This window comes from Massilia sp. 9I (assembly GCF_902506415.1).
Lineage (GTDB): Bacteria > Pseudomonadota > Gammaproteobacteria > Burkholderiales > Burkholderiaceae_D > Telluria.
The window spans coordinates 2,628,428-2,645,065 of the sequence record NZ_LR733275.1; the positions used below are offsets into that span (position 1 = coordinate 2,628,428).

At 69.4% G+C, this 16,638-nt stretch carries 13 protein-coding genes; 4 read left to right on the forward strand and 9 right to left on the reverse strand.

The genetic code is table 11. From position 1 onward, the window contains the following. Positions 1-14: 14 nt before the first annotated feature. The 6 genes from GV068_RS11705 to fnr all read right to left on the reverse strand — a co-directional run bounded on the left by GV068_RS11705 (position 15) and on the right by fnr (position 5,217). A complete protein-coding gene (locus tag GV068_RS11705; RefSeq protein ID WP_159697579.1) occupies positions 15-662 on the reverse strand; it encodes a hypothetical protein in 648 nt (215 codons plus the stop codon). Positions 663-689: 27 nt separating this feature from the next. Further along, positions 690-1,490: an SDR family oxidoreductase gene (locus tag GV068_RS11710; RefSeq protein ID WP_159697581.1), complete on the reverse strand. Its 801-nt coding sequence runs from the start codon at positions 1,488-1,490 to the stop codon at positions 690-692. A 1-nt stretch (position 1,491) separates the two neighbouring features. Continuing rightward, positions 1,492-2,166 (reverse strand): TenA family transcriptional regulator, encoded by a 675-nt coding sequence (locus GV068_RS11715; RefSeq protein ID WP_159697583.1) that lies wholly within the window; start codon positions 2,164-2,166, stop codon positions 1,492-1,494. A 1-nt stretch (position 2,167) separates the two neighbouring features. After that, the gene (locus GV068_RS11720) at positions 2,168-3,619 is read right to left on the reverse strand and encodes an AMP-binding protein (RefSeq protein ID WP_229464098.1); all 1,452 of its coding nucleotides are present in this window, start codon (positions 3,617-3,619) and stop codon (positions 2,168-2,170) included. Continuing rightward, the gene (locus tag GV068_RS11725; RefSeq protein ID WP_229464101.1) at positions 3,579-4,226 is read right to left on the reverse strand and encodes a thermostable hemolysin; all 648 of its coding nucleotides are present in this window, start codon (positions 4,224-4,226) and stop codon (positions 3,579-3,581) included. Before GV068_RS11725 ends, GV068_RS11720 begins: the two co-directional genes overlap by 41 nt. 259 nt (positions 4,227-4,485) lie before the next feature. Then, positions 4,486-5,217 (reverse strand): fumarate/nitrate reduction transcriptional regulator Fnr, encoded by a 732-nt coding sequence (gene fnr, locus GV068_RS11730; protein ID WP_159697587.1) that lies wholly within the window; start codon positions 5,215-5,217, stop codon positions 4,486-4,488. A 269-nt stretch (positions 5,218-5,486) separates the two neighbouring features. On the opposite strand from fnr, the gene GV068_RS11735 reads away from it, so the two are divergent. Beyond that, entirely contained in the window at positions 5,487-7,097 is a 1,611-nt protein-coding gene (locus GV068_RS11735; protein WP_159697589.1) for a murein L,D-transpeptidase, read from the forward strand. 17 nt (positions 7,098-7,114) lie between these two features. Here GV068_RS11735 and GV068_RS11740 read toward each other — a convergent pair whose 3' ends face one another. The 3 genes from GV068_RS11740 to GV068_RS11750 form a co-directional block, all read right to left on the reverse strand. After that, the gene (locus tag GV068_RS11740) at positions 7,115-8,011 is read right to left on the reverse strand and encodes a ribose-phosphate pyrophosphokinase (protein WP_159697591.1); all 897 of its coding nucleotides are present in this window, start codon (positions 8,009-8,011) and stop codon (positions 7,115-7,117) included. Further along, complete coding sequence (locus GV068_RS11745; protein ID WP_159704951.1) at positions 8,008-9,483, reverse strand: thymidine phosphorylase family protein; 1,476 nt, start codon at positions 9,481-9,483, stop codon at positions 8,008-8,010. Before GV068_RS11745 ends, GV068_RS11740 begins: the two co-directional genes overlap by 4 nt. Before the next feature lie 68 nt (positions 9,484-9,551). Continuing rightward, the gene (locus GV068_RS11750; protein ID WP_159697593.1) at positions 9,552-10,910 is read right to left on the reverse strand and encodes an MBL fold metallo-hydrolase RNA specificity domain-containing protein; all 1,359 of its coding nucleotides are present in this window, start codon (positions 10,908-10,910) and stop codon (positions 9,552-9,554) included. Between the two features lie 583 nt (positions 10,911-11,493). On the opposite strand from GV068_RS11750, the gene GV068_RS11755 reads away from it, so the two are divergent. Genes GV068_RS11755 through GV068_RS11765 form a run of 3 tightly spaced genes read left to right on the forward strand, consistent with a single transcriptional unit; the run spans position 11,494 to position 16,628 of the window. Then, positions 11,494-12,345, forward strand: a complete 852-nt coding sequence (locus GV068_RS11755; protein ID WP_159697595.1) for a universal stress protein — start codon at positions 11,494-11,496, stop codon at positions 12,343-12,345. Between the two features lie 3 nt (positions 12,346-12,348). Then, entirely contained in the window at positions 12,349-14,139 is a 1,791-nt protein-coding gene (locus GV068_RS11760; protein WP_159697597.1) for an alpha/beta hydrolase, read from the forward strand. After that, positions 14,136-16,628 carry a cation-translocating P-type ATPase gene (locus GV068_RS11765; RefSeq protein ID WP_159697599.1) on the forward strand — a complete coding sequence of 831 codons (2,493 nt, stop codon included), beginning with the start codon at positions 14,136-14,138 and terminating at the stop codon, positions 16,626-16,628. Before GV068_RS11760 ends, GV068_RS11765 begins: the two co-directional genes overlap by 4 nt. Positions 16,629-16,638: the final 10 nt, after the last annotated feature.

The following is a 16,638-nucleotide window of genomic DNA, read 5'->3' on the forward strand; positions in this document are numbered from 1 at the left end:
CTCACGTAATCCACTCACTTCTTTCCTTCCGCAATCTGGTTCAACAGTTGCCTGATCTCGCCACGGCGGCCCTCGTCGGCCAGCTTGCGTCCTGGGCGGTCCGGCGCTTGCAATGCCTTGCGCAGGTAGCGCTCTGCGCCGGCGGCATCGCCCTTTCGAAACAGGAAATCGCCGTAGAAATAGTTCGGATCGATGCCATCAGGATTCACCGCCAGCCCCTTCTTCAAGTATTCGTCGGCTTTGGCCTTGTCGCCGAATCCGATCGGCCACCCCGGTACCTGGTAATACAGCGAACCCAGGCTGGTATAGGCGGAGCCTGCGAGCGCATTCGGATTGATCGCGAGTGCCTGTTCGAGCGACTTCCTGGCGTTCTTGACGTACTTGAGCGCGCCGATTCCTCCCTTTGCGCCTGCATAGGTGGACTCGACGATAGCGTACCAGATCAGCACCTCGGCATTGCCGGGATTGCGCGCAGCCAGCCCTTCGCTTTCGGCCTGCAGCCGCTGAAATTCCGCCTCCTGCCGGTCGGCCGGGGTCTGGTACTTGGCCTGTTCCCAGCCTTGCTGCATGCGGGCGACGTCTTCCGCAGGTCCGGCCCAGGCCGCTCCTGCCACCATTGTCGCAGCCGCCAGCGCCGCGATCGATTGGAACATGGTCTTCATCGTTTTCTCCTTTGTACTACGTTGTTATTACCGAGGCAAATATTTCCGGATTTGCAGCAACTGTTTGCGGATGGCCTTGTCGGGAATGCCGGGCACCAGCTTGTTCACCAATACAAAAAAGCGCTCCGCAGTGCCGAGCGTGTGCGTTGCCGACGTTCCCGACAGGAAGGCCATGAAGGCGTCCGCCACCGCGTCCGGCGTGTCCTCGGCCGTGCGCAGTTCTCGGTTCATTGCGTTGACCGCCGCGCTGTTGATCGCCGTGCGGGTGGCGCGCGGCGAGAAGTGGCGCACCGCAACCGTCGAATCGGCGCATTCGCGCCGCAGCGCCTGCGAGAAACCGGCAAGCCCGGCCTTGGCGGCTCCGTAGGCGGCGAAGCCGGGAAAGCCGAGCGAACCGAATACCGAGCCGATGTTGACCACCTGGGCCGCCGGCGCCGTGCCAAGCAGGGGCAGCAGCTCGCGCGTGAGCAGCATCGGCGCCAGCAGGTTGGTCTCGATCTGGGTACGGATGTCGGCTGGATCCTGGGTCTCGAAGGCGTGGAAGCTGCTCACGCCGGCGTTGTTGACCAGCAGGTCGATTCCGCCGGCGGCGCGGACGGTGGCTGCGATTGCGCTCAAGGTATGCTGCTCGCACAGGTCGCCGCACACGATCTGCACGTCGCAAGCGCGCAAGGATTCGGCCAGCGCCTCGAGCGCGGTGCGCTGGCGGCCGACCAGGATCAGCAGCGCGCACTGCGGCGCCAGGCGCTTCGCGATCGCCGCACCGATACCGCCGCTGGCGCCGGTGAGCACGGCGCGGTAGACGCCTGTCTTATGTGCCGCCGCCATCTCAGCCCGCCTCCGCGAACAGCTGTTCGCCACGCGGCAGGCTGCGGAATACATTGCCGTACAAGCCGTACATCATGCGCGCCATGTGGATCACGGCCTCGCAATCGGCCTCGTCCTCGAGCCGGTTCATCAGTTTCTCGAAGAAGGCCACATGCTCGAGATCGAGGCTGCCGTGCGAGCTGAGGTAGCTGAACGCTTCGGCAGGAAGCGCCAGCGCCGACTGGATGCTGCCGGCGGCGTGGGTGGCCAGCGCCGTGCTGGTGCCTTCCAGTACATGCACCATCCCGAAGAAACCGACCGGGTTGCCGCGGTCGACCTGGTGGTAGGCATAGGCCACCATCAGCTCGGTGCTGGCATGGGGACGGGCGCGCCGCACCGCCTCGGCGTCGCCGCCGCAGGCACGGATATCGGACAGGATCCATTCCTGGTGGCCGACTTCCTCTTCGATGTATTCGGCGATCGCCTCGCGCAGCCATTCATGGCGCTCGCCCAGGCGGCTGCCACAGGCCATCAGCAGCGGCACCGTGTGCTTTACGTGGTGATAAGCCTGGGACAGGAAGGCAATGTACTGGGATGTCACGACCTGGCCCCGGAGGGCGTCCTGGATGATCGGGATCGCGAACATCTCCTGGCGCTGGGCCTCGGTGGCGGATTGCAGTTGGTCGAAAAAATTCACGTCAGAGCTCCGGTTGGTCGAACAGGGATGCGATCTCGTTCGCATGGGTAGTGTGGATGGCGGCGCGGCGAAGGCGCCCGTTGGAAGTGAGCAGGCCGGCGGCCGGCGTGAACGGCGGCACCGCGCGCCAGCGCCGCAGCTGCGCGTAGTCCGGCAGCTGCGCATTGGCGCGATCCACCGCTTCTTGCAGCTGGACGAGGGTCAGCCCGGGCCGGGCCGGCACCAGCAAGGCGCCGAGCCAGGGCTGGCCCTCGCCGACCACGATCGCCTGTGCGATGGCGCCGCTGCCCAGCAAGGCCGCTTCCGGCCATTCGGGGGAAACGTTGCGTCCATAGCCGGTAATCAAAATATCCTTCTTGCGGCCGTCGACGAACAGGAAACCGTCGGCATCGAGATGGCCGAGGTCGCCAGTTGCCAGCCAGGGACCGTCCTGGACCGGTTGCCCGAGATAATGCGCCGCACAGCCCTCCACCAGGATTTCGCCGTCCCCTGCAATGGCCACGCGCCGGTGCGCCAGCGGACGCCCGACGCTGCCGTCACGCTCGGCGCCCGGCAGGTTCAGCGCCACCACCGAAGCACACTCGGACAATCCATAGCCCTCGTACACCGGAAAACCGCGCGCCCGCGCCGCTGCCAGCAGCTGGGGCGGCATTTTGCCGCCACCGACGGCGACGAAGCGAAGGCTGGCGATGCGCGGGTCGTCCGGCGCGCTGGCCGCGACCAGCGCCTGCAGCATCTGCGGCACCAGGGTAATACTATGCGGCGCGTAGCGCGCAATCGCCTCCAGGCAAGCCACGGGATCGAAGCCGCTGGCGCCCTGCATGCCGGTCTCGGCGAGCGGCGGGCAAATGGTGGTTGCGCCGCTCAGCAGCGCCGTATAGGGACCGGCGATATTCTCGAGCAGCACCGCGAAGGGCAGCAGGCACAGGTGGCGTTCCAGCCCCAGCGGCGCCACACCTTCCCGCAGCGCGGTGGCGACTTCCCATTGCCGGGCGGCCGAGAGGCACACGCCTTTTGGCGCCGAAGTCGTGCCGGAGGTGAAGGTAAGCTTCTGCACGCCGGTAAGATTCACAGCGTGTGGCGAACGCCGGGTTTCGCACAGCGCCAGCGGGCCATCCACGGCGAGCACGGCATCGAAGCCGAGCGCCGCGCCCTGGGCCGGGTCGGCGCAGAACAGCGCGCCGACGCCGCTTTCAGCGATCACGTGCATCCACTGCTGCGGGGTGAAGAACAGCGGCAGCGGTACCAGGGTAAGGCCGAGCACCTGGGTGGCGAGGTCCACCATCAGCCAATCGGGTGAGTTGTCAGCAAGGATGCCTACCGGCGCCTCCGGCCGGGCGCGTGCCCGCAGGACAGCGCAGAGGTCCGCGAGCCGCTGCATCAGTGCGGCGCGGTCGAACTCCCGGCGGCCGTCAGTCAGCAGGACGGCGGTGCCGGGAAGCGAGTCGAGCAAGTTCTGTATAACCATAATGTATGTCGCCAAACATGACTTGGGGATGGGTGTCGTAATAGCTGCCCCACTGGGAGCCGCCGCCGGGCAGGCGCGCCGGATCGGCTACGGCCAGCGCCTGGGGCCGCAGGTGCAGGCGGCCGAAGGAATTGAGCAGGCTGGTAGTCGCGGTGAAGGCCACGATGCGCAGGCCCAGTTCGTGCAGCAGTGCGGTGGTGCCGACAATGAGCGCGCGCGCCGCGCCGGGATGGGTGGCGGCCAGATTGCCAACTTCGACGATGTCGCCGCGGGCGACGGGCCGTTCGAGGCGCGCCCCGACCGCGGCCTCGATCGGACCGTCGAGGTAGCGCTCGAGAAACAGGGGCGCGGCGCCCGCCAGCGAATATCCGAGTGCCGCTTTCCAGGCGCCATCGGCGTCGCGGCAACCCACCAGGGTGTCGCTGAAGTGCTCGATATGCGCGCCGTAGTTGCGCAGGAAAGCCGCGGCGATGAAGGCTTCGAGCCCAGCCCTTCCCGGCTCGCCCCGTTCGAAGCGCTCGAGCGCGGCGCGGGCCTGGCAGCTCGGTGCCGGCGCCGCCTCCCGCATTGGCGGATCCGAGACCTTGAACATGATAGTGTGCCTTTACTTGAAACTGTTGCAGTGGCACAAGACTATGGGACGAACATTAACCCGAGATTAAGCGCGCGTCCGCTCTGGCACACCACGGGGGGAGTGGGTCCGAAGCGACGGCTGGCGCGACAGAGACACACATGCTTTATGCGCGGGTCGCCTCGGACGGGCAATGCTGTGCTCAATCGGCGCTCACGGAGCTGAACCGCGTTTCGCCAACGCCCTCAACTGTACGCAATGCACGGATGTGCGCCGGCGCCTAGCCGGAGGTGCCCGCCGCGAGCGCCTTCAATCTCGCCATGTCAAGCACGGTAATGTCGCGCTTGTCCACGATAAGCCAGCCCTGGGACTTGAAGCGTGTCAGCAGTCGACTAACGCTCTCGATGGTCAAGCCAAGGTAGTTGCCTATCTCCTCGCGCGACATGCGCAGTTGCAGGCAGGTAGACGAATAGCCGCGCGCAGCATAACGCGACATAAGGTTAAGCAGAAAGACGGCGAAACGCTGTTCCGCCCGCATGTTACCGAGGAAGAGCATGACATTCTGCTCGCGCGTGATTTCCTGGCTCAGGATGCGATGAAAGTGACGCAGCAGCGCCGGTACTTCTGCAAACAGTTCTTCCAGCCGGGCGAACGGAATTTCGCATACTTCGCTGTCCTCGAGGGCCACCGCATCGCAGTGGTGACTGCCGCTGATGGCGTCCATCCCAAGCAACTCGCCCGCCATCTGGAATCCGGTGATTTGGGATTCTCCAGCCGAGTTGACTTGATAGGTCTTGAAATGCCCGAAACGGATCGCGTAAAGCTGACGGAAGGGATCGCCTCGCCGGTACAGGTGCTGGTCGCGGAAAACGCGGCGGCGAAGGCCGATGATCATGTCGAGCCGGTCGACGTCGGCGTCACCGAGTCCCATCGGCAGGCACAGGGCGTGCATGCTGCAGGCACCGCAGCTGGCCTTGAGCTTGGGCGCATCGATCATGATCGGCGCAATCATCGGCTTGGTGGCGTGATGTAAGAGGAGCAGCCCATTGTAGGCGTCAATACACGCCTTGGGCCATCATGTTGCTAAATCGTCACAAGCGCTGAGGGCAAAACACCTCGGGTCGACTTGCGTAGAGAAACGCCGTTCCTTTAAAAAGGCGCTGGCAAGCTTCTAGCGCTTGAGCTTGAGAACGCGTCAGTAGCTTGTTCCAAGGCATTTATGGAAAGTCATTTTGATCTGCGTCAATGACGGGCTATTTCAATCCCCCGTATCGTTGCGGCATGGCTTCCCTCTCTATGAATGCTGCCGCCCCTAGCCATTGCGCTGTTTGCGCCCGCATCGCTTTCCTGTTCATGCTCACCCTGCCGGCTGGCGCCGCCATGCCCCGGTCGCCGCCAAGCGCGCCCGCGCCAGGAGCATGGACACCCATCGATGCGCGCCAGCTGATCCCGCGCCTGTACGGCGCAAGCCACATGTTGTGGCTGTCCGATGGTCCGGTGCGCGCGCGCCTGGCGCTGCGCCTCTTGCGCGGCGCACGGGAGCACGGACTGGATCCTGCCAACTACGACGTGGACCGGCTCGAACGCCGCCTGGACGAGCCGCTGGACAGGACCGCCGCCATCGCCTTCGACCGGGAGCTCAGCACCGCAATGCTCCAGTACCTTGCCGACCTCCACGCCGGCCGGGTCGCGTCGGCCTATCGCCAGGTGCCGGGAACAGACCGCGGCTTCGATCCGGTGGACCGCCTGCACCAAGCCCTCCAGGAAGGCGGCCTCGAGGACGTAATCGAGGCCGCAGCGCCGTCCATCCCCCTCTACGGCCGGGTCAAGTCCGCCCTGGCGCGCTACCGGGACATGGCCCGCAGTGCACCGCACTGGGCCGCACTTCCCCACCCCTCCCCGGCGGTCGCGCCGGGCGACGCCTATCCGGGCAGCGCCCTGCTGCGCGAACGATTGCGCCTGCTGGGCGACCTCGACGGCGTGACGGAGGCGGACGACGGCACCTACACCGCGGCGCTGGCGGCGGCCGTGCGGCGCTTCCAGGCACGCCACGGCCTTGCCGAAGACGGCATCCTCGGTCCCGGGACGGTCGCGGCCCTGTCGGTACCGCTGTCCAGGCGCGTCACGCAGCTGGCGCTGACGCTGGAGCGCCTGCGCTGGCTGCCGCCCATTACCAGTGGGCGGGTGGTGGCAGTGAACGTGCCGACCTACCGCCTGTGGACCGTCGACGCGCGCGACAACTACGCCGCGCCTTCGCTGGAAATGCGGGTCATCGTCGGCACCGCCGCCCGGACCCAGACCCCGCTGTTCATCGGCGAGGTGCGCTACCTGGAATTCAACCCCTACTGGAACGTCCCGCCCAGCATCCAGTCTGCCGAGATCGTGCCCAGGCTTGCGCGCAACCCCGCCTACCTGGAACAGAACGACATGGAAGTGGTGGGCGCCGACGGCCGCCCACGCCAGCTGGCGCCAGCGGCGGCGCTGGACGCGCTGCGCGCCGGCAGCGCGCGGGTAAGGCAGCGTCCCGGCGCGCGCAACGTGTTGGGCGAGCTCAAGTTCGCCATGCCGAACCCGATGAACATCTACCTCCACTCGACTTCCGCGAAAGAGCTGTTCGGCCGCAGCCGCCGCGACCTGAGCCACGGCTGCATCCGGGTCGAGCGGCCGGCCGAACTGGCGCAGTTCGTGCTCGCCGACCCGCAGCGCTGGAATGCGGCGGCCGTCGCCGCCGCCATGGCCGATGGCCGCAACCGCAGCGTCTCCCTGCCGCGCCCCGTGCCCGTGATCCTGTTCTATGCCACCGCCCTGGCCGACCGCCATGGCCGCGTGCTGTTTTCCCAGGACATCTACGGACTCGATCCGGCACTGGCCGCCGCGCTGCACCTGGAATAGCACCGGGGCCCGCGCCGTCAGCCGGCGCGCGCCGCCAGCAGCTCGCGGGCGGCGGCGGCGAGGTCTGCGGCCATGTCGATGGCGGCGCTGGGATGCCCGACCGTGTTGGTCGCGGCAATGCGCGCCACGCCGGCGGCCAGCAGCGTTTCGTACGCATCCCCGGCGAACAGCGGATGCACCACGACGCACACCGGCGCCGCCATGCCGGCCTCGCGGATGCGCGCGGCCGCCGCCAGGGTCCGGCCGGTGGAGGCGATGTCGTCGACCAGCACCGGCGTGCAGATCCGCCATGGGCCCGGCTCGGGAACCGAGACCGTCACGTCGCGGTCGCCGTGCCGGTCCTTGTGCAGGGTGATCCAGGGACAGCCGATCGCGGCCGCGACCCGCGCCACCCACTGCGCGCTCTCCTCGTCGGGTCCGACCAGCACCGGACGCGGGACCTCGGCCGCGATCCACTGCGCCAGCCGGGGCGCGGCATGCACCACCCGGGTCGGGATGGCATACACCTGGTCCAGGCTGGCGAACCGGTGCAAGTGGGGATCGACCGTCACCAGCCAGTTGACGGCGCTGCCCAGCAGGCGCGCGAAATGGCGCGCCGTGACGCCCTCGCCCGGCTGGAAGCGGGCGTCCTGGCGCAAGTAGGCCAGATAGGGCACCACCAGGCCGACCCGGCGCGCACCCAGTTCGCGCGCGACGCAGGCCGCCAGGCACAGCGGCACGAACTTGGCGTCCGGCCGGTCGAGGCTGCACACCAGCACCACCTCGCGTCCGGCCGGGTCCGACAGGAAACGCACATGGCTCTCGCTGTCGGGAAAGGCGCGCAGTTCCCAGCGGCCCGCTTCGAAACCGCCCTGGCGGCACAGCGCCGCCGCCATCGCCTCGTTGCCGGGCAGGGCGAACAGCAGCGGCGTCACGGCGCCTCCCCAATCACGACGATGTCCTGGTGTATATGGAGATAATCCATGGCGCGCGCCAGCGCGCCGGGCGACGCGGCGTGCACCGTGAACAGCGGCTGACCGCGGCTGACCGCGGTCCCGAGCGGCGCGCCGAACTCGACCCCGGCCACGGCGTCCAGCGGTGCGCCTGCTTGCTTGGCGACCCGCGCCAGGCGACGGTTGTCGACCGCGATGACGCGGCCGGCGCGGCTGGCGCACCACTCCTGGCGAAAGCCCGCCACCGGCGGCGTGCGCAGCCCGCCCTGGGCTTCGCAGATCGCCTCGAACTTGCGCCATGCGGCGCCGCTGTCGAGCGCGCCGCGCGCCATGGCCAGGCCCGCACCGGGCGCCGCCTTCCCCCCGAGCTCCAGCACCTCTCCCGCCAGCATCAGCGCGCGCCTGCGCAGGTCCGCCGGCGCAGCAGGCAGACCACGCAGGACGGCAAGCGCATCGTGTGCTTCCAGCGCCGGGCCGATCCCCCTGCCGACCGGTTGGCTGCCGTCGGTCTCGATCATCCTGAGCGTGAGCCCGAAGTGCAGGGAGACGACGTGGAACAGCCGGATCAGCGAGGTGGCGGCTGCGGCGGTGCGTACCTTGGCGCTCGGGCCGACCGGGATGTCGATCACGACATGGGTGGAGCCGGCGGCGACCTTCTTCGACAGCACCGACGACACCAGCGAGGCGTCGCCATCGAAGTCGAGCGGACGCGCGACCCGGATCAGGACGTCGTCGGCGGGGCTGAGCTGGACCGCGCCGCCCCACACGATGCAGCCGCCCTCGCGCTCGACCACACGCCTCATCTGCGCAAGGTCGAGCGTGACCGGCGCCAGGGTCTCCATGGCGTCCGCGGTGCCGGCCGGCGACGTGATCGCACGCGAGGATGTCTTCGGGATCAAGAGGCCGCAAGCGGCCACGATCGGCACCACCAGCAGCGTGGTGCGGTTGCCGGGCAGGCCGCCGACGCAGTGCTTGTCGACCACGGGCGCGCGCGGCCATGCCAGGCGCTGGCCGGCCTGCACCATCCCCGCCGTCAGCGCGGCCACCTCCCCCACTTTCAGGCTGCCGCCGGCGCAGGCGGTGATGAAACTGGCGATCTCGATGTCGCTGTACAGGCCGTGCGCGATCTCGCCAACGATGGCGCCGGCGGCCTCGCGGTCCAGTTCCTGGCCGTAGATCTTGGCGCGCACCAGCGCAAACGAACGGGCCGGCGGCGCTGCCGCGATCTGCGCCATGCTCCCCTCCGGCACGCGCAGCCGGCGCCAGGCTGTTTCGGACAGGCCGGCCTCTCCCTCGGGCAGCAGCGCCGGAGCGACCAGATTGACCTGCGCAACCACGGAACGCGCGCCGACCACGATCTCGGCCTTGCTGCCGGTGGCGAAGCCATGCACCGTGCAGGCGGGGCTGTCCGCCGCCAGGTACAGCAGCGCCGCGCTGCCGCTGTCGATGCCCATGCGGCGCAGGCGCGCGCCGAAGGCCCCGGTGTGGGCCGGTCCCGCCGACGGCCGCGGCAGGGCGGCGCTCACAGGCGCAGCTCCTGCAGGTGTTCCGGCACCAGGCAGTCCCAGTTCAGCTCATGCTTGATACGGTAGCGCAGGGCTTCGGAGGCGCCCGGCTCGCCGTGGGTGACGAAGGTACGGCGCGGCGCGGCGCCGAGTGTTCCGAGCCAGGCCATGAGGCCATCGCTGTCGGCATGCGCCGACAGGTTGTCCACGCAGGCGACCTGGGCGCGCACCCGCAGGTCCTGGCCGTGGATCCGCACCGTCGCGGCCCCGCCCACCAGCGCCGCGCCGCGCGTACCGCCTGCCTGGAAGCCGGCGAACAGGATGGTGTTGCGGTGATCCTCCACGAAGGCCTTGATGTGATGCAGCACGCGGCCGCCGGTGGCCATGCCGCTGGCGGAGATGATCACCTTGGGTCCCTGGCGGCGGTCGAGCTCCTTCGATTCCTCGACCGTGTTGATGATGGTGGCGGCGCGGCACATCGCCTCGCACTGCGCCTGGTCAAGACGGTGATCGGCGCGGTGCCTGCGGTAGATCGCGGTGGCGTCCTTTGCCATCGGGCTGTCGAGGAAGATCGGGAGAAAGGCCGGGATCGCCCCCGATTCCTTGAGCCGGTGCATGGCATACAGCAGGTTCTGGGCACGGCCGACGGCGAACGCCGGAATCACGACCACGCCGCCGCGCGCGCTGGTCTCGCGGATCGCGGCGCCCAGGGCCAGCATCGGATCGCGCTTGTCGTGCAGGCGGTCGCCGTACGTCGACTCCACCACCACGTAATCGCTCGCTTCCAGCGGCGCCGGGGCCAGCATCACCGGATCGTCCGAACGCCCGAGGTCGCCGGAAAACGTGATGCGGCGACGGCCATCGTCGAGCGCGACGCTGGCGGCGCCCAGGATGTGCCCGGCGCGGCGGAATGTCGCGCCCAGTCCGGGCGCGACCGCGACATGGCGATCGAAGGAAACCGGGGCGAGCTGGCGCAGGCAGATCCGCGCGTCCTCTTCGGTGTACAAGGGCAGCGCCGGGCTGTGCCGGGTGGCGCCATGGCGATTGAGGAAGGCGGCGTCCTCCTCCTGCAGGTGACCGCTGTCGGGCAGCAGGATGCGGCACAGGTCGGCCGTGGCCTCGCTGCATAGGATCTTGCCGCGAAAACCGGACTTGACCAGCAGCGGCAGGTAGCCGCTGTGGTCAAGGTGCGCATGGGTCAGCACGACCGCGTCCAGCCGCGCGGGGTCGAGCGGCAGACGTACCCAGTTACGCAGGCGCAACTGCTTGTACCCCTGGAACAGTCCGCAGTCGAGGAGGATGGAGGCATGCTCGCCGCTGACCAGGTATTTCGACCCGGTGACGGTACCTGTTCCGCCGAGAAATTGAATGCGCATAAAAGCTTTCAAGTGGTGAAGCCCGGGCGGGCTGGCCAGTATGATCTTAGATGCTCGGCAATTCTCGGATCATTGATTTACATCAAATTACTCCGTCATTGTTTCTACGGGCGAAGCAGCGAGCAGGCTGGCCCTCCCTGTTCAAGGCGTCGCCGCCGCGGCCGCGGCCTGTGCGCCGGCCGCGTCGATCGTGATGATGCCGTCGACGGCGGTTTCGAACACGGTACGCATGCGTTCCTCACTGCCGCGCAGAGTGGCTTGTTGGCCAGCACGATGTTGCCCGATTCATCGGCGGCCAGCATCGGGTCGCGGCTGGCGCGCAGCAGCCAGCCGAGGCTGGCCTCGGAGACGGTATCGGTTTGGGTCGGAAGGGTGCGCACCCGGACAATCCGAGACCTTTCCGGTGCCGAGCTGAACCCGCTGCTGTATCTCTGCCGGTCTTCAAAATTCACGAGTTTTTTGATCTCCGTCAAATCGGATTCTGACTTTCCCCAGGTATAGCTTTACAGTGATTCAAGGCGTTCATCGATAGCGTCCCGCTGCTGTCGCCCTGGCGCCCCCTCTCATCCTGAAAGGAGCTCACATGTACAAGACGATCGTGGTCCACGTCGATGGCGGACCGGACCAGGACAGCCGCCTGCGCGCCGCCGCCTTGCTGGCCAAGGAACATGGCGCGCACCTGGTCGGCAGCGCCGCCACCGGCATCAGCTGGGTCAACTATGCGCTGCTGGCCGGCTCGGCCGGCGTGCCGGTACCGGAACCGGAATCCGATTTCCATGGCCTGCGCGAGGCGGCCCGTGCGCGCCTCGACGCATTCCTGCGCGCGGCCGGACGGCTCGGTGTCGACTCGCTCGAAACGCGCATGGCCGAGGCCGATCCGCGCGACGCCCTGCTGCTGGAGTCGCGCTACGCCGACCTGGTGGTGCTCAGCCAGGAACACGCCGGGGCGCCGGCGCCTGCCCTCGCGGCGCAGGCGCGCCACCTGCCGGAGTTCCTCGCGCTGCGCGGGGCGCGGCCCGTGCTGGTGGTGCCGGCGCGCTACGAAGATGCGGCGATCCCCGGGGCCGCCGTGGTCGGATGGGACGGCAGCATGCAGGCCATGCGCGCCATTGCCGCCGCCCTCCCCCTGCTGCGCCGCGCAGAGAACGTCAAGCTGGCCCTGATCAATCCCGACCGCCTGTCCGAACTGCATGGCGAGGACCCGGGCGCCGACATGGCGCTCTACCTGGCGCGCCACGGCGTGCGTGTGGAGGTGGTGTGCGAGCGCACGAACCTGCCGGTGGGGGCCGCGCTGGCGGCGCTGGCCCGTGACTGCGACGCCGGCCTGATGGTGGCCGGCGCTTTCGGCCATAGCCGCTACCGCGAATGGGTGCTGGGCGGCGCCACCCGCGAACTGCTGGAACGCGCCCCGGTCCCGCTGCTGCTCGCGCACTGATCCATGGGAAAAGCCGAACACCCGATTCCCCCCAGCGAACTGCAGCGCGAGGGCAGTACCTGGCAGGGCGGCCGCCATGCGGACACGGCCGAGTGGGATGCCGGCCGCGCCACCGCCGACCTGGTCCTGAACGCCTGGCTCGGCCGGTTCACCGCCCATGTGTCGCCGGCCGCACTGGGACTGGCCTGGCAGGACTGGGCCAGCCATCTCCTGCTGTCACCTGACAAGGCGCTCGAGCTGGCCTTGCTGGCCGGCGTCCACCTGGGGCGCTGGGTACAGTACGGCGCGACGGCGGCCTGCACCGGCGGGGCGGCGCCCCCACCAGTCGCGCCACTGGCGCAGGACAAGCGTTTTGCCGACCCGGCCTGGCAGTCCTGGCCGTGGAACATGCTCAGCCAGGGTTTCCTGCTGAGCCAGCAGTGGTGGCACCGGGCGACCTGCGGCGTCCCCGGCGTCTCGCCCCACCACACCGATGTCGTTACTTTCGTCGCGCGCCAGATGCTCGACGCCGTGGCGCCTTCAAACTTCCTCGCAACCAACCCGGTCGTGCAGCGGGTCACGGCTGCCAGCGCCGGGCGCAACCTGGTCAACGGCATGCTGCGCGCCGCGCAGGACGCCCGCGATGCGCTGGGGGGCGTCCGCGCTTCACCCGGCTGCCTGCCGGGGCGCGACGTCGCCCTGACGCCGGGCCGGGTGGTGCTGGCCAACCGCCTGATCGAGCTGCTGCGCTACGATCCCGCCACGCCCACGGTCCATGCGAAGCCGCTGCTGTTCGTGCCGGCCTGGATCATGAAATACTACATCCTCGACCTGTCGCCGCAGAACTCGCTGGTGCGCTACCTGGTGGAACAGGGGCACACCGTCTATATGATCTCCTGGAAAAACCCGGATGCGGCCGACCGCGACCTGTCGCTGGAAGACTATCGCCGGCTGGGCGTGATGGCTGCGATCGAGGCGATCGTGGCCGAGACCGGGGCTCCCGCCGTGAACGCCTGCGGCTACTGCCTGGGCGGGACCCTGCTGGCGATCGCCGCGGCAGCAATGGCGCGCGACGGCGATGCCCGGCTGGCCAGCATGACCCTGCTTGCGGCCCAGGTCGATTTCACGGAACCGGGCGAGCTCTCCCTGTTCATCGACGACAGCGAGATCCGGTTCCTGGAGGCGGCGATGTGGCAGCAGGGCTACCTCGATACGCGCCAGATGGCGGGCGCCTTCCAGCTGCTGCGTTCGAACGACCTGATCTGGTCGCGGCGCTTGCGCCAGTACCTGCTCGACCTGCCGAACCAGGATAACGATCTCGCCTCGTGGAATGCGGACGCCACCCGCATGCCCTACCGCATGCACTCGGAATACCTGCGCAAGCTCTTCCTGAAAAACAGCCTGGCCAGCATGCGCTACCACGTCGACGGGCGCCCGGTGTCGCTGACCGACATCCACTTGCCGGTGTTCGCCGTCGGCACCCGCACCGACCACGTCGCGCCGTGGCGCTCGGTCTACAAGATCATCGCGCTGACCGACACCGCGGTCACCTTCCTGCTGACCTCGGGTGGCCATAACGCCGGGGTCGTATCGCCGCCGGGGACCCCGCGCCGCAGCTACCAGATCGCCAGCCACGCGCACGACGCCTCCTACATCGATCCGGACCGCTGGGAGCGCGACGCCGCTGCGCACGAAGGCAGCTGGTGGCCGGCCTGGGAGTCCTGGCTGGCCACCCGTGCGGGCCCACGGGTAGCCCCGCCGCCGTCCGCAGCCGGGCTGGGTCCGGCGCCGGGCAGCTACGTGCTGGCGCCATGAACGACTCCAACCGGACGGCGTTCACAGGGCTGTCCGACGCCGAAGCCGGGCGCCGGCTTGCGCAGGACGGCCCCAACGCCCTGCCCGACGGCGGGCGCCGCGGCTGGGCCGCGATCGCGCGCGACGCGGCGCGCGAACCGATGTTCCTGCTGCTGGCCGGCGCCGCCCTGCTCTACCTGATGCTGGGCGAGCCGCGCGAAAGCCTGTTCCTGCTGGCCATGGTCTTGCTGATGCTCGGCATGACGCTGTACCAGGAGGGCAGGACCGAGCGCGCCCTGGCCGCCCTGCGCGACCTGAGCGCGCCGGCGGCCACGGTGCTGCGCGGTGGCCAGCGCCGGCGCATTCCCGCGTCCAGCCTGGTGCGCGGCGACCTGCTGCTGCTGGCCGAAGGAGACCGGGTGCCGGCCGACGCCCTGCTGCTCGACGGTGGCGGCCTGGCGGTCGACGAGTCGCTCCTGACCGGAGAATCGGTGCCGGTGGCCAAGCGGCCAGGCCCCGAGGACACCCCTGCCGCCGAACCCGGCGGCGAAGCATCCTGCTGGGTATTCGCCGGCACCCTGGTGGTCCAGGGCGAAGCACTGGCGCGGGTCGGCGCCACCGGCGCGCGCAGCCAGCTGGGACGGATCGGCGCCGCCCTGGCGACCATCGACGCGCCGCGCGGACGCCTGCAACGCGAAACGCAGAGCCTGGCCCAGCGCCTGGCCTTGCTTGGCCTGGGCGTGAGCCTGCTGCTGGTGCTGGTGATCGGTTTGCGTGGCGGCGGCTGGCTGCAGGCGCTGCTGGCCGGCGTGGCGCTGTCGATGTCGGTGCTGCCGGAGGAATTTCCGGTGGTGCTGACGGTTTTCCCGGCGATCGGCGCCTGGCGCCTGGCGCGCCGGAACGTGCTGACGCGGCGCCTGGCCGCGATCGAGATCCTGGGCTCGACCTCGGTGCTGTGTGTCGACAAGACCGGCACCCTGACCGAGAACCGCATGGCGCTGCAGCGCCTGTGGGCCGGCGGCGCCGGGCAGGAGTACACACCGGGCACGGCGCTGGCGCCCGCCTTGCGCGCCCTGCTCAGCGCCGCGGTCCACGCCAGCCGCCCGCGCTCGCCCGATCCGATCGACCGCGCGCTGGGGCTTGCCGGGCTGCCCGGGGAAGCGGGCGACGGCGCCGCGCCCGTCTTGCTGCGCGAATACGGCCTGAGCGCAAGCCGGCCCGCCCTGATCCGGGTACGGCGCGAGAACGGCGGCATTGTCGCCGCCGCCAAAGGCGCGCCGGAAACCGTGATCGCCATGTGCCGGGAGGGCGAGCGCGCGGCGGCGCTGGCCGCCGCCGCCGCCATGGGCCGCCAGGGCCTGCGCGTGCTGGCGGTTGCCGAGGCGCGCGGCCTCGCGCTGCCGCTGCCGGAGGACCCGGCTGCCTTGCCCTACCGCCTGCTCGGGCTGGTGGCGCTGGCGGATCCGCTGCGCGACGATATCCCGGCCGCCGTGGCCGACTGCCGGCGCGCCGGCGTGCGTGTCGTCATGATCACGGGCGACCATCCGGAGACGGCGGCGGCGATCGCGCGCCAGGCCGGTCTCGAAAATGGCGCCACGCTCACCGGTCCCGAGATCGCGCGCCTGGCGCCGCCGGAGCTGGCGGCCAGGCTCGACGGCGTCGCCGTGTGCGCGCGCATCGTCCCCGAGCAGAAGCTGGCGATCGTCCGTGCGCTGCAAAGCCGCGGCGCGGTGGTGGCCATGACCGGCGACGGCGTGAACGACGCACCCGCCCTGCGCGCCGCCGACGTCGGCGTTGCCATGGGACGGCGCGGCACCGACGTTGCGCGCGAGGCGGCCGAACTGACCCTGCTGGACGACCGCTTCGCTTCGCTGGTCGAGGCCTTGCGGGCCGGACGGCGCATCTTCAGCAACATGCGCAAGTCGATGGGCTACGTCACCGCCATCCACGTGCCGATCACCCTGCTGGCGCTGCTGCCGCCCCTGATGGGCTGGCCGGTCCTGCTATTCCCTCTGCACATCGTGTTCCTGGAACTGGTCATCGATCCCGCCTGCTCGCTCGCGTTCGAGAACGAACCCGACGACGCGGACCTGATGCGGCGCCCCCCACGCCCCCATGGCGAGGCGCTGCTGGGCCGCGCGGCGATCGTTTCCGCACTGCTGCGCGGCCTGTGGGCGGCGCTGCTGGTGGTGGCCTGCTACGGCGCCGCCCTGGCGGTGCTCCCCGAGGGTGCCGCGCGCGCCACGGCCTTCAGCGCACTGTTGCTGTGCAACCTCGGCTTGCTGTTCTCCTATCGCCAGCGCGGCGGCAGCGCTGGCGTGCACGCATCGGCAAATCCCCTGTTCGCGGCCATCGCCGGCGTCGCCCTCGCGCTGCTCGCCCTCTGCCTGTTCGTACCGGCGGCCGCCTCCCTCATGCGCTTCAGCCCGCCGCCGGCGGAATGGATCGCCGCGGCGGCAGGCGTGGCCGTCCTGATGATCGCCGGGATCGAACTCGGGCGCCGGCGCTGACGCCGTGAGG

Bases quoted from the DNA above. Each gene is read 5' to 3' on its own strand.
- GV068_RS11755 (WP_159697595.1), top strand. From the start codon at position 11,494: ATGTACAAGACGATCGTGGTCCACGTCGATGGCGGACCGGACCAGGAC.
- GV068_RS11725 (WP_229464101.1), bottom strand. From the start codon at position 4,226: ATGTTCAAGGTCTCGGATCCGCCAATGCGGGAGGCGGCGCCGGCACCG.
- fnr (WP_159697587.1), bottom strand. From the start codon at position 5,217: ATGATTGCGCCGATCATGATCGATGCGCCCAAGCTCAAGGCCAGCTGC.
- GV068_RS11765 (WP_159697599.1), top strand. From the start codon at position 14,136: ATGAACGACTCCAACCGGACGGCGTTCACAGGGCTGTCCGACGCCGAA.
- GV068_RS11710 (WP_159697581.1), bottom strand. From the start codon at position 1,490: ATGGCGGCGGCACATAAGACAGGCGTCTACCGCGCCGTGCTCACCGGC.
- GV068_RS11705 (WP_159697579.1), bottom strand. From the start codon at position 662: ATGAAGACCATGTTCCAATCGATCGCGGCGCTGGCGGCTGCGACAATG.
- GV068_RS11760 (WP_159697597.1), top strand. From the start codon at position 12,349: ATGGGAAAAGCCGAACACCCGATTCCCCCCAGCGAACTGCAGCGCGAG.
- GV068_RS11750 (WP_159697593.1), bottom strand. From the start codon at position 10,910: ATGCGCATTCAATTTCTCGGCGGAACAGGTACCGTCACCGGGTCGAAA.
- GV068_RS11745 (WP_159704951.1), bottom strand. From the start codon at position 9,483: ATGGGCATCGACAGCGGCAGCGCGGCGCTGCTGTACCTGGCGGCGGAC.
- GV068_RS11735 (WP_159697589.1), top strand. From the start codon at position 5,487: ATGGCTTCCCTCTCTATGAATGCTGCCGCCCCTAGCCATTGCGCTGTT.